11 protein-coding genes are annotated in these 12,366 nt (G+C 72.8%); 5 read left to right on the plus strand and 6 right to left on the minus strand.

The features are described 5' to 3' along the window. Positions 1-4: 4 nt before the first annotated feature. On the plus strand, positions 5-1,216 hold the full coding sequence (locus LY05_RS03825; RefSeq protein WP_072746846.1) for an acetyl-CoA C-acetyltransferase: 1,212 nt from the start codon (positions 5-7) through the stop codon (positions 1,214-1,216). A gap of 8 nt (positions 1,217-1,224) precedes the next feature. Then, the gene (locus LY05_RS03830) at positions 1,225-3,432 is read left to right on the plus strand and encodes a 3-hydroxyacyl-CoA dehydrogenase NAD-binding domain-containing protein (RefSeq protein ID WP_148922160.1); all 2,208 of its coding nucleotides are present in this window, start codon (positions 1,225-1,227) and stop codon (positions 3,430-3,432) included. A 122-nt stretch (positions 3,433-3,554) separates the two neighbouring features. Here the strand turns inward: LY05_RS03830 and LY05_RS03835 are convergent, their stop codons facing one another. After that, a complete protein-coding gene (locus tag LY05_RS03835; RefSeq protein WP_245728422.1) occupies positions 3,555-4,439 on the minus strand; it encodes an RNA polymerase factor sigma-32 in 885 nt (294 codons plus the stop codon). Positions 4,440-4,600: 161 nt separating this feature from the next. Beyond that, the gene (gene truA / locus LY05_RS03840; RefSeq protein WP_148922161.1) at positions 4,601-5,350 is read right to left on the minus strand and encodes a tRNA pseudouridine(38-40) synthase TruA; all 750 of its coding nucleotides are present in this window, start codon (positions 5,348-5,350) and stop codon (positions 4,601-4,603) included. 96 nt (positions 5,351-5,446) lie between these two features. Here truA and LY05_RS03845 point away from each other — a divergent pair, with 96 nt between their 5' ends. Beyond that, positions 5,447-6,856, plus strand: coding sequence for a YcjX family GTP-binding protein (locus tag LY05_RS03845; RefSeq protein ID WP_148922162.1), 1,410 nt, complete (start codon positions 5,447-5,449; stop codon positions 6,854-6,856). After that, a complete protein-coding gene (locus LY05_RS03850; RefSeq protein ID WP_148922163.1) occupies positions 6,853-7,908 on the plus strand; it encodes a YcjF family protein in 1,056 nt (351 codons plus the stop codon). The genes LY05_RS03845 and LY05_RS03850 overlap by 4 nt, the downstream gene beginning before the upstream one ends. Before the next feature lie 300 nt (positions 7,909-8,208). Here LY05_RS03850 and LY05_RS03855 read toward each other — a convergent pair whose 3' ends face one another. After that, positions 8,209-9,210, minus strand: coding sequence for an adenosine kinase (locus LY05_RS03855; protein ID WP_148922164.1), 1,002 nt, complete (start codon positions 9,208-9,210; stop codon positions 8,209-8,211). Then, the gene (gene nth, locus LY05_RS03860) at positions 9,207-9,851 is read right to left on the minus strand and encodes an endonuclease III (protein WP_072746840.1); all 645 of its coding nucleotides are present in this window, start codon (positions 9,849-9,851) and stop codon (positions 9,207-9,209) included. Before nth ends, LY05_RS03855 begins: the two co-directional genes overlap by 4 nt. A gap of 113 nt (positions 9,852-9,964) precedes the next feature. Between nth and LY05_RS03865 the strand changes: the two genes are divergently transcribed. Further along, the gene (locus LY05_RS03865) at positions 9,965-10,981 is read left to right on the plus strand and encodes a bifunctional helix-turn-helix domain-containing protein/methylated-DNA--[protein]-cysteine S-methyltransferase (protein WP_148922165.1); all 1,017 of its coding nucleotides are present in this window, start codon (positions 9,965-9,967) and stop codon (positions 10,979-10,981) included. A 44-nt stretch (positions 10,982-11,025) separates the two neighbouring features. Here the strand turns inward: LY05_RS03865 and LY05_RS03870 are convergent, their stop codons facing one another. Next, on the minus strand, positions 11,026-11,244 hold the full coding sequence (locus LY05_RS03870) for a DUF1127 domain-containing protein (protein WP_072746838.1): 219 nt from the start codon (positions 11,242-11,244) through the stop codon (positions 11,026-11,028). A gap of 287 nt (positions 11,245-11,531) precedes the next feature. After that, positions 11,532-12,356 carry an S-formylglutathione hydrolase gene (gene fghA, locus LY05_RS03875; protein WP_177174469.1) on the minus strand — a complete coding sequence of 275 codons (825 nt, stop codon included), beginning with the start codon at positions 12,354-12,356 and terminating at the stop codon, positions 11,532-11,534. Positions 12,357-12,366: the final 10 nt, after the last annotated feature.

Raw genomic sequence — 12,366 nt, forward strand, 5'->3', positions numbered from 1 at the left:
GAACATGACCGAGGCATACATCTACGACGCCGTGCGCACCCCGCGCGGCAAGGGCCGCAAGGACGGCAGCCTGCACGAGGTCACCTCGGTGCGGCTGTCGGCCGAGGTGCTCAACGAGCTCAAGCGCCGCAACGAGGGGCTCGACACCTCGAAGATCGAGGACGTGATCTGGGGCAACGTCACCCAGGTCGGCGAGCAGGGCGCGTGCCTGGCGCGCTCGGCGGTGCTCTACTCGGACTACGACCAGAAGGCGCCGGGGCTGTCCATCAACCGCTTCTGCGCCTCGGGCATGGAGGCGGTGAACATCGCCGCCAACCAGGCCAAGGGCGCGGGCGGCATGTATGTGGCCGGCGGCGTCGAGATGATGTCGCGCGTGCCCATGGGCTCGGACGGCGCCGCGATCGCCGTGGACCCGACGCTGGCGTGGAAAAGCTACTTCGTGCCGCAGGGCATCTCGGCCGACATCATCGCCACGAAATACGGCTTCAGCCGCGACGACTGCGACGCCTACGCGGTGGAATCGCAAAAGCGCGCCGCCCGCGCCTGGGCCGAGGGCCGCTTCGCGCGCTCGGTGATGACCGTGCGCGACCAGAACGGCCTGCCGATCCTCGAGCGCGACGAATACATCCGCCCCGACACCGACATGCAGAGCCTGGGCGCGCTCAAGCCCGCCTTCAAGGACATGGGCGAGACCATGCCCGGCTTCGACAAGGTGGCGATCCTGAAATACCCCGAGCTCGAGCGCATCGAGCACGTCCACCACGCGGGCAACTCGTCGGGCATCGTCGACGGCGCGGCGGGCGTGCTGGTCGGCTCGAAAGAGGCGGGCGAGGCCATGGGCCTGAAGCCGCGCGCGCGCATCCGCGCCGTGGCGCGGGTGGGCACCGACCCGACCATCATGCTGACCGGGCCGGTTCCGGCCACCCAGCGCGTGCTCGAGAACGCGGGCATGTCCATCAAGGACATCGACCTGTTCGAGGTGAACGAGGCCTTCGCCTCGGTGGTGCTGCTGTTCATGCAGGCCTTCGACGTGGACCATGACAAGGTCAACGTGAACGGGGGCGCCATCGCCATGGGCCATCCGCTGGGCGCGACCGGCGCCATGATCATCAACACCGCGCTCGACGAGCTCGAGCGCACGGGCAAGGGCACCGCGCTGTGCACCCTGTGCGTCGCCTCGGGCATGGGCGCCGCCACCATCATCGAGCGCGTGTGAGGACCGACATGACCGACATCTTCAAATACGACGTTGACGCCGACGGCGTCGCCACCCTGACCTGGGACCTGCCGGGCAAGTCCATGAACGTCATGACGCTCGAGGGGCTGGAAAGCCTGAACGCGGGCGTGGACAAGGCGCTGGGCGATCCGGCGGTCAAGGGCCTGATCATCACCTCGGCCAAGCCCGACTTCGCCGGCGGCATGGACCTGAACATCCTGGCCGGCATGAAGCGCCAGGCCGGCGACGACCCCGCGCGCGGGCTGTTCGAGGGCACGATGCGCATGCACGAGCTCTTGCGCAAGATCGAGCTGGGCGGCGCCGACCGCAAGACCATGAAGGGCGGCAAGCCCGTGGTCTGGGCCTGCCCCGGCACGGCCGCGGGCATCGGGCTCGAGATCGGCCTGGCCTGCCACCGGCGCATCGCCGCCGACAACCCCAAGGCCAAGATCGGCCTGCCCGAGATCCTGGTCGGCATCTTCCCCGGCGGCGGCGGCACGACGCGCCTTGCGTGGATGCTGGGCGCCATGGCCGCGGCCCCGCTGCTGCTCGAGGGCAAGATGCTGGCGCCGGCCAAGGCCAAGGCCGCCGGCGTCGTCGACGAGGTCGTTCCCGCCGACCAGCTGCTGGCCCGCGCGAAGGAGTGGGTGCTGAACGCCGGCCCCGACGACGTCGTCAAGCCCTGGGACAAGAAGGGCTACAAGATCCCGGGCGGCGCGCCCTATCACCCGGCGGGCTTCCAGACCTTCGTCGGCGCCTCGGCGATGATCCACGCGCGCACGCAGGGCGTCTATCCCGCGGCGCAGGCGCTGCTGGCGGCGGTCTACGAGGGCATGCTGGTGCCCTTCGACACCGCGCTCAAGATCGAGGCGCGCTGGTTCACCAAGGTGCTGATGAACCCGTCCTCCGAGGCGATGATCCGCTCGCTGTTCATCAACAAGGAGGCGCTCGAGAAGGGCGCCGTGCGGCCGGCCGGCGTGCCCGACATGCGCGTGCGTAAGCTGGGCGTTCTGGGCGCGGGCATGATGGGCGCGGGCATCGCCTTCGTCGCCGCGCGCGCCGGCATCGAGGTGGTGCTCATGGACCGCGACCAGGAGGCCGCCGACCGGGGCCTGGCCACCATCGCCGGCCTGCTGGACGAGGGGGTCAAGAAGCGCAAGGTGACCGAGGCCCAGAAGGCCGAGGTGCTGGGCCGCGTCGTGGCCACGCCGGACTACGCCCGGCTCGAGGGCTGCGACCTGGTGATCGAGGCGGTGTTCGAGGACATGGGCGTGAAGGCCGACGTCACCGCCAAGGCCGAGGCCGTCATTCCCGAGGACGCGATCTTCGCCTCGAACACCTCGACCCTGCCGATCACCGAGCTGGCGAAGGCCTCGAAGCGGCCCGAGCGTTTCATCGGCATCCACTTCTTCTCGCCGGTGCACAAGATGGCGCTGGTCGAGATCATCAAGGGCAAGCAGACCGGCGACGAGGCCGTGGCCAAGGCGCTGGACTTCGTGCGCCAGATCCGCAAGACGCCGATCGTGGTCAACGATGCGCGCTTCTTCTACGCCAACCGCTGCATCATCCCCTACGGCGCCGAGGCCAACCGCATGGTGGCCGAGGGCGTCGAGCCGGCGCTGATCGAGAACTCGGCGCGCCAGATGGGCATGCCGCTGGGGCCGCTGCAGCTGGGCGACGAGACCTCGATCGACCTGGCGGTGAAGATCATGAACGCCACCAAGGCGGCGCTGGGCGACGCCTATCCCGACAACCCCGGCGACGCCGTCATCCAGAAGCTCTACGAGCTGGGCCGTCTGGGGCGCAAGGCCAAGGCCGGCTTCTACGAGTATGACGAGAAGGGCAAGCGCCTGCGCATCTGGCCCGGCCTGCGCGAGCTGTTCCCCGTGCGCAAGGATCAGCCCTCGAAGACCGAGGTGCAGAACCGCCTCATGCTGGCCCAGGTGCTCGAGGCCGTGCGCGCCTTCGAGGAAGGGGTGCTCATGGACATCCGCGAGGGCGACGTGGGCGCCATCCTGGGCTGGGGCTTCGCGCCCTGGTCGGGCGGCCCGTTCAGCTGGATCGACATGACCGGCCCGGCGAAGGTGGTCGAGATCTGCGAGGACCTCGCCGCCCGCCACGGCCCGCGCTTCGCGCCGCCGGCGCTGCTCAAGGAGCTGGCCGCGAAGGGCGAGACCTTCTACGGCCGCTTCGACGCGGCGAAGAAGGCGGCCTGAGCGCCGCGGGGGCCGGCGCGCGCCGCCGGCCCGCCTCGCCGAACGCCGCAACGAGAACGCCCGCCGGAAGGACTCCGGCGGGCGTTTCGCATGTCGGGCGCCGGGGGGCGCGGGGGCGGGCGTCAGAGGGCGGCGACCAGCTCGCGCGCCTCGGGGCCCACCGATTCCTCCATGCGCTGGCGCATCTTGCGCAGCGCCTGCGCCTCGAGCTGGCGCACCCGCTCCTTCGACAGGTTCAGCTCGGCGCCCAGGCTTTCCAGCGTGCGGGCCGGATCGCGCAGCTTGCGCGCCGCGATGATCAGCTGCTCGCGCTCGGTCAACGCGCCCATCGCGTCGCGGATCCAGGCGCGCGCGGCGGCCAGGTCGCGCCGGCGGCCGACGATCTCGTCGGCCTGGGGGCCTTCGTCCTCAAGCGTCTCGACCCATTCGCGTCCCTCTTCGCCCGACTGCAGGGCGTTGAGCGAGAAGTCCGAGCCCGCAAGCCGGCCCTCCATCATCTCGACGTCGCGCAGCGACAGGCCCAGATCCTGCGCGATGCGCTCGCGGATCTGGTCGCCGGCCAGGGGCTCGTCGCCCTGCCAGGCCTCGCGCTCGACCTGGGCGCGCACGCGGCGCATGTTGAAGAAGAGCGACTTCTGCGCCGAGGTCGAGCCCGTGCGCACCAGCGACCAGTTGCGCATCACATAGTCCTGGATCGAGGCCTTGACCCACCACGCGGCGTAGGTCGAGAAGCGCACGCCGCGGTCGGGGTCGAACTTCTCGGCCGCCTTCATCAGCCCCACGGCCGCCTCTTGCGTCAGATCGTTGAGCGAGGCGCCGTAGCGCCGATACTTGGCCGCCATCGACACCGCCAGCCGCATGTAGGCGGTGACCAGCCGGTGCAGCGCGCGCTCGTCGCGCTTGTCGCGCCAGCGGCGGGCCAGCTCCTGCTCGGTCTCGGCGTCGAGGAGCTCGGCCGACATGGCGGCGCGGCCGATGCCGGCGCCTTCGGGGATGCTCGTGGCCATGATGTGCTCCTTCCCGTCTTTGCCGGACGGATTTCCGGCGTGTGATGGCGATACGCCCCTACATGGCGATCGGATCACCCTGGCCGCAAGCTTATCGACAAAAAAACTCGGAAATGTGACGGGGCGCGGGGCGCTCCTCGCGCAATCGTGATCGCGCGCGATCAGAGCCCGTCCGGGTAGCGCACCTGCACCAGATAGAGCCCGTCGGGCGGCGCCACCGGACCGCATTGCGCGCGGTCGCGCGCGGCCAGCGCCCGGGCCACGCGCTCGGGCGGCCACTTGCCCGCGCCCACGCGCTCGAGCGTGCCGACGAAGCTGCGCACCTGGTTGTGCAGGAACGAGCGCGCGCGCACATGAAAGCGGATCTCGTCGCCCAGCTGCTCGATCTCGAGCGCGTCCAGCGTGCGCACGGGCGATTTCGCCTGGCAGATGGACGAGCGGAAGGTGGTGAAGTCGTGCCGGCCCACCAGATGGGCGGCGGCGCGGCGCATGGCCTCGACGTCCAGCGCCGCGGGCACGCGCCAGGCCAGCCCGCGCTCGATGGTCAGCGGCGCGCGGCGGCAGATCACGCGGTAAAGATAGCGCCGCTCGATCGCGTCGAAGCGCGCGTGGAAATCGTCGGGCGCGGGCGCGGCGGCGGTCACCGCCACGGGCGCGGGCTTGAGATGCCAGTTGAGGGCCTCGGCCAGGCGGAACGGGTCCCATTCGCGCGACAGGTCGCAATGGGCGACCTGCCCGGTGGCGTGCACCCCCGCATCGGTGCGCCCGGCCCCCGTCGCCGTCGGCGCGGCCGGATCGATGCGCGCCAGCGCGGCCTCGAGCGCGCCCTGCACCGAGGGCCGGTCCTCCTGCCGCTGCCAGCCCGAGAAGGGGCCGCCGTGATACTCTATGGTCAGCTTGTAGCGAGGCATGGCGCCTCGTGCCGCGATCGGCGACAAAAGGCAAGGCCTCGCGCCCGCGCGGCGGGGCGCCTATATCGACGGACGAGGAACAAGGCGGGAGCGGGCGTGGGCATCGCGGACATTGCGGACGAGGTCGCGCGGCTGGTCGAGACGGCGCAGGACGGCGCGGCGGCGCTGTTCGAGCCGACGGTGCGGCTGGGCGTGACGGGGCTGTCGCGCGCGGGGAAGACGGTGTTCATCACCTCGCTGGTGGCGAACCTGCTGGACCGGGGCCGGATGCCGCGCCTGCGCGCCGCCGCCCAGGGGCGCATCGAGGCGGCCCAGCTGCGCCCGCAGCCCGACCGCGCGGCGCCGCGCTTCGATTTCGAAACCCATCTGGGCGCGCTGCTGGCGCCCGAGCCGCGCTGGCCCGAATCGACCCGCGCGGTCAGCCAGCTGCGCCTGTCGCTGCGCCTGCGCCCCGAGGGGTGGCTGGCCGGTCTGGCCGGGCCGCGCGTGGTGCATCTGGACATCGTGGATTACCCCGGCGAGTGGCTGCTGGACCTTGCGCTGCTGGATCTGAGCTACGACGACTGGTCCGAGCGCGCCCTGGCCGAGGCCCGCGCCCCCGCCCGCGCCCTGCACGCCGCGCCCTGGCTGGCGCGTCTGGGCGCGGTCGATCCCGCCGGCCCGTGGGACGAGGGTCCGGCGCGCGCGCTGGCCGAGGCCTTCGCCGCCTATCTCGAGGCGTGCCGCCGGGCGGGGCTGTCGGGGCTGACGCCGGGGCGTTTCCTGATGCCCGGCGATCTGGCCGGCTCGCCGGCGCTGACCTTCTCGCCGCTGCCGCGCGCCGAGCGCCGCGGCGGGTTGCGCGCCGAGATGGCCAAGCGCTTCGAGGCCTACAAGCGCGCCGTGGTGCGCCCCTTCTTCCGCGATCATTTCGCGCGCATCGACCGGCAGGTGGTGCTGGTGGACGTGCTGTCGGCGCTCGGCGCCGGGCCGCAGGCGGTGGCCGATCTGCGCGCGTCCATGACCGCGGTGCTCGACGCCTTCCGCCCGGGCGAGAATTCGTGGCTGGCGCCGATCATCGGCCGGCGCGTCGACCGCATCCTGTTCGCCGCCGCCAAGGCCGACCATGTCCACCACACCCAGCATGACCGCCTGGCGGCGCTGACGGCCGAGCTGCTGCGCCGCTCGCGCGAGCGCGCGGCGTTCAAGGGCGCGCGGGTCGAGGCCATGGCGCTTGCCAGCCTGCGCGCCACGGTCGAGCAGGACGTGCGCCGCGACGGCCGCGTCCTGCATTGCGTGCGCGGCAGGCTTGCGGCCACCGGGCGCGAGGCGGCGCTGCATCCGGGCGATCTGCCCGAGGATCCGCGCCGCTTTCTCGACGCGCTGGGCGCCGAGCGTTGGCCCGAGGGCGACTTCCGCGCCATGGATTTCGCCCCGCCGCGCCTGCGGCTGGCGCCGGGCGACGGTCCGCCGCATCTGCGCCTTGATGCGGCCGCCGAGTTCCTTTTGGGAGACAAGCTGTCATGAGCCGCCCCGACGCGCCCGATGCGCCCCCCGCCCCCCGCCAGGGTCCGATCCTGATCGAGGAGGGCGACCCGGCCCTGGCCGCGCCCGCCCCCTCGCCGGCCGAGGCGCCCTCGCCCGACGCCGCCGAAGCCGGCGCGGCGGGCCCCGGGGCCGGCGGCGAGGGCGCCGGCGCGCGCGCGGCCCGCTTCGCCGCGCGGCGCGGCGGGTGGCTCGGGCGCATGTTCTGGGCGGGCGCCGGCGGCTTTGCGGCGCTGGCGCTGGGCGCCTGGGCGTGGGAGCTGGCCGGGCGGCTCATGCAGCTGCACCCGGCGCTGGGCTGGGCGGCCGACGCGCTGCTGGCGCTGGCGGCGCTGGCGCTGGCGGGGATCGCCGCGCGCGAGCTGGCGGCGCTGGCGCGTCTGCGCCGGGTCGAGCGCCTGCGCGCGACGGCGGCCGAGGCGCTGGCGCGGCGCGAGCTGTCGGCGGCGCGCGCCGCGGCGGCGGGGCTCGAGCGCCTTTACGCCGGGCGCGCCGATCTTGACTGGGCGCGCGCCCGCATGGCCGAGCGCCAGCACGACGAGCTTGACGCCGAGGGGCTTCTGGCCCTGGCCGAGCGCGAATACATGGCGCGGCTCGACGCCGAGGCGCGCGCCGCCGTCGAGGCCGCGGCCCGCCAGGTCGCCGCCGCAACCGCGCTGGCCCCCGCGCCGCTGATCGACGTGCTGGCGGCGCTGGCGCTGAACCTGCGCATGATCCGGCGCGTGGCCTTCATCTATGGCGGGCGCGCGGGCGCGGTCGGCTCGTGGCGGTTGCTGCGGGCGGTGGCGGGCCACCTGATCGCCACCGGGGCGGTGGCCGTGGGCGACGATCTGCTCGGGCCGGTGCTGGGCGGCGGCGCGCTGGCGCGCCTGTCGCGCCGCTTCGGCGAGGGGCTGGTGAACGGGGCGCTGACCGCGCGCGTGGGCGCCGCGGCGATCGAGGTCTGCCGCCCGCTGCCCTTCGCCGCCCTTCCCCCGCCGCGCGCGCGGGCGCTGGTGGCGCGGGCGCTGCGCGGCTTCGCCGGCGGGGGGTGAGCGCCGGGCGGCCGCCGGGGCCGGGCGATCGGCGTTGCGGGCGGCCCGGATGCGGGCGCGGCGGGCGCAGCATCGCGGCCCAGACCATGCCCGGAACCTTGGCGTCCATGGCGAATTCGGCCGGTCCGTCGGCCTTGGACGGTCCGTCGAGCCGGCGCAGATCCGGCGCGCCGATCAGCCGCAAGGCCGAGGCGGGCTCGAGCGCCGGTCCGGCCGGCGGCGTCGGCGCGGCGGCGTCGGGGGGCGGCCTTGGCGGGCCTGGCTCGGGGCGGGCTCGGGCCTGGCTCGGGGCGGCGGCGTTCAGCCCAGGCCGAAGCGGTCGAAGAGCTGGCGCAGGTCGGTCTGCGGCCGCGCGCCGATATGCGAGATCACCTCGCCCGCGCACACGCAGCCCATCGTCCCGCAGGTCAGCAGGTCGCGCCCGCGCGTCAGGCCATAGAGGAACCCCGCCGCGAACAGGTCGCCCGCGCCGGTGGCGTCCACGCGCTCCATCGGCGCGGCGGGGGCGTGAACCGTGCGCGCGCCGGCCACGACATAGGCGCCGGCGGGGCCGATGGTGACGGCGGTCATGGGGATCTCGGCGCGCGCCGCCTCGATGGCGTCGTCCAGCGTCGCGGACTGGTAGAGCGAGATCAGCTCGTGCTCGTTGGCGAACAGCAGGTCCACCTCTTCGCGCGCCATGCGGCGGAAGGCGTCGCGGTGGCGCTCGACGCAAAAGGGGTCGGACAGCGTCAGCGCCACCTTGCCGCCCGCCGCCTTGGCCGCTGCGATCGCCTTGGCGAAGGCGGCCTGCCCGTCGGGACCGTCGAAGCGGTAGCCCTCGAGATAGATCCAGCGCGCATCGGCCATGAGCGCGGGGTCGATGTCCTCGGGCGAGAGCGTGGCCGAGACCCCCAGATAGGTGTTCATCGTGCGCTCGCCGTCGGGGGTGATCAGCACCATGCAGCGGCCCGTCTCGTCGCCCTCGAGCGTGCGCGGCGCGCGCGGCGTGTCGAAATCCACCCCCAGCGCGCGGATGTCATGCGCGAAGATCGCGCCCAGCTGGTCGTCCTTGACCTTGCCCACATAGGCCGTGCGCGCGCCCAGCATCCCCAGCCCGGCGATGGTGTTGGCCGCCGAGCCGCCCGACACCTCCTGCGCGGGCCCCATGCGGTCGTAAAGCTCGAGCGCGCGCGCCGCGTCCACCAGCTGCATCACGCCCTTGCGCACGCCGTTCTCGGCCAGGAAGGCGTCGGTGACGCGGGCCAGCACGTCGACCATCGCGTTGCCGACGCCGACCACGTCATAGGTCTTGGCCGTCATGCGGTCTTCTCCTCGAACAGGCACAGATCGCGGATCAGGCAGGCGCCGCAATCGGGCTTGCGGGCCTTGCACACATAGCGGCCGTGCAGAATGAGCCAATGATGGGCGTGCAGCGCGTATTCGGCCGGCACCACGTCCTCGAGCGCGCGCTCGACCGCCAGCACGTCCTTGCCCGGCGCCATGCCGGTGCGGTTGGCGACGCGGAACACATGCGTGTCCACCGCCATGGCGGGCACGCGGAACCACATGTTCAGCACCACGTTCGCCGTCTTGCGTCCCACGCCCGGCAGGCTGGCCAGCGCCGCGCGCGAGGAAGGCACCTCGCCGTCGAACTCCTCGATCAGGCGGCGCGACAGGGCGATGACGTTGCGGGCCTTGCTGCGGAACAGGCCGATGGTCTTGATGTGCTCGATCAGCCCCTCTTCGCCCAGCTCCAGCATCTTGCGCGGGGTGTCGGCGATCTCGAACAGGCGGCGCGTGGCCTTGTTCACGCCCTTGTCGGTCGCCTGCGCCGACAGCGCCACGGCGACCAGAAGGGTGAAGGCGTTGACGTGCTCGAGCTCGCCCTTGGGCTCGGGGCGGTGAAGCTTGAAGCGGCGGAACGCTTCCTTGATGGATCTGTAGTCGAGCTGGCCGGTCATGACGCGGCGGACAATGCACCGAGCCGCCCCCCGGCGCAAGGCGCGCGCGGGCAAGATTCGGGTGGCGCGGCGGGCGCGCCGGCTGGCATATCCGCAGGCAGGAGGATCCAGCCATGACCGCATCGCCCATCGCGACCGATTCCCCGCCCGAACCCGCGCATGAGGCCGACTGGCCCGCCTCCGAGCGCGACCGCTTCCGCCACCGGCTGGCCGCGCAGGCGCTGCGCCTGATCGAGGAGACGCGCGCCGAGCAGCCCTCGCTGGACGAGCTTGCGCGGCGCATGGGGCTGAGCCCGGCCCATTTCCACCGCCTGTTCACGCGCCATGTGGGCGTCAGCCCCAAGCGCTACATGCAGTTCCTGACGCTCGAGCACGCGCGCCGGCTGCTGCGCGAGCGCCGCTCGGTGCTGGATGCGGCGCTGGAGAGCGGGCTGTCGGGGCCGGGGCGGCTGCACGACCTGTTCGTGCGGTGGGAGGCGATGACCCCCGGCGAATACGCCGCCGGGGGCGAAGGTCTGACCATTCGCTGGGGCTGGTTCGACGGCCCCTTCGGGCCGACGCTGGCCATGGCGACCGAACGCGGCCTGTGCGGCATGGCCTTCGCCGCCGAGCTGGGCCGCGACGAGGCCGTGCGCGACATGCGCGCGCGCTGGCCCGCGGCGCGCTTCGTGCATGACCCCGCGCCCTTGCGCCATTGGGTCGAAGCGGCCTTCGGCATGCGCGGCGAGGCGCGCGTGCACCTGATCGGGGCGCCGTTCCAGATCAAGGTGTGGGAGGCGCTGCTGGCCGTGCCGGCGGGGCATGTGACCACCTATTCCGATATCGCGCGCGCGGTGGGGCGGCCGGGCGCGGCGCGCGCCGTGGGCAACGCGGTCGGGCGCAATCCGGTCAGCTGGCTGGTGCCGTGCCATCGCGCGCTGCGCAAGTCGGGCGAGCTGGGCGGCTATCGCTGGGGCCTGTCGGTCAAGCGCGCCATGCTGGCCTTCGAGAGCGCCGAGCTGGAAAGCAGAACGGCGCCTGCGGAGCTTGCCGCAGGCGCCGTCGCCGTCGCGCAGGAGACCGGGGAGGAGGACGGCCCCCGCGCGGCTGATCGCGCTGCGCCCCGGGGAGGAGGACAGGGCGCGCGCTAAACCCGTTTCGCCGGAGGGAGGGGCCGGCGACGCGGGAATGGCGTTCAGTTGTCGTAGACCGCGTGCCAGGCCACCGAGCGCAGCGAGGCGCGGCTCAGGCCCAGATCGGCCAGGTCGCGGTTGTCGAGCGCCGACAGCTCGCGCAGCGTGCGGCGATACAGGCGCCACTTGGCGTAGCGGGCGGCCAGCTCCTCGGCCTTGGCGCGGACGAGCGAGGCGAGCGAGGCCCCGACGGCGGGGGCGTTGTTGGCGACGTGAGCCATGACCGTGTTCCTTTCTGCTTGCTCGCCGGTCTCCGCTGCGGAGGCCGGCGTTCGGGCGGGGCGTCCGGTTGCGGGCGCGGCGTCCTTGTTGCGCTGCAATATGCTTACGTTCGCGGAAGGTCGCAATCGCCGTTGCGGCAAACCCGTTTTGCGGCTTGCGCATACGTGACGTTGGGTCAGAGCCCTTGCCGTTTCGCGGGGCGGATCGTGCTGCGGCGCAATGCAATCAGAAGAAGAACATGCTGCATCGCCGATAAATCAGGACATGCGCCCTGCCGCCGCCGCCCTCAGCGCAGGGCGGCGGCGTGGTGGCGCAGATGGTCCTCGATGAAGGTGGCGATGAAGAAATAGCTGTGGTCGTAGCCCGCCTGCATGCGAATCCGCGCCCTCTGCCCGGCCTCGGCGCAGGCCTGCTCGAACAGCGCGGTCTTGAGCTGGTCCTCGAGGAAGGGGTCGGCCGTGCCCTGGTCGACCAGGATCTCGCCCTTCCAGCCAAGCTCGCGCACCAGCGCGCAGGCGTCGTGCCGCGCCCACAGTGCGCGGTCCTCGCCCAGATAGGCCGAGAAGGCCTTTCGCCCCCAGGGGCAGTTCATGGGCGAGACGATGGGCGCAAAGGCGGAAAGCGACTCGAAGGTCTCGGGCCGGCGCATGGCGATGGTCAGCGCGCCGTGGCCGCCCATCGAGTGGCCCGTCAGCCCCAGCGCCCCAAGGCCGAACGAATCGCGCAGCAGGGCGGGCAGCTCTTCGGCGACGTAGGTGAACATGCGAAAGTTCCGATCCCAGGGCGGCTGCGTCGCGTCCACGTAAAAGCCCGCGCCCTGGCCCAGGTCATAGGCGGGGGAATCGGGCGCGTCCTCGCCGCGCGGAGAGGTGTCGGGGCAGACCACGGCCAGCCCCAGCTCGGCGGCGACGCGCTGGAAGCCGGCCTTGACGGTGGCGTTCTCGTGCGTGCAGGTCAGCCCCGCCAGGAAGATCACGCACGGGGTCGGGCCCGCCCCGGCGCGCGGCGGCGTGTAGAGCGAGAAGGTCATGTCCGTGCCCGTGGCGGCGCTGGCGTGACGCAGAACGCGCTGCACGCCGCCGAAGCACAGGCTTTCGCTCAGGGTCTCCATGTCGGCCTCC

Source organism: Oceanicella actignis (assembly GCF_008124525.1).
Classification (GTDB): Bacteria; Pseudomonadota; Alphaproteobacteria; order Rhodobacterales; family Rhodobacteraceae; genus Oceanicella; species Oceanicella actignis.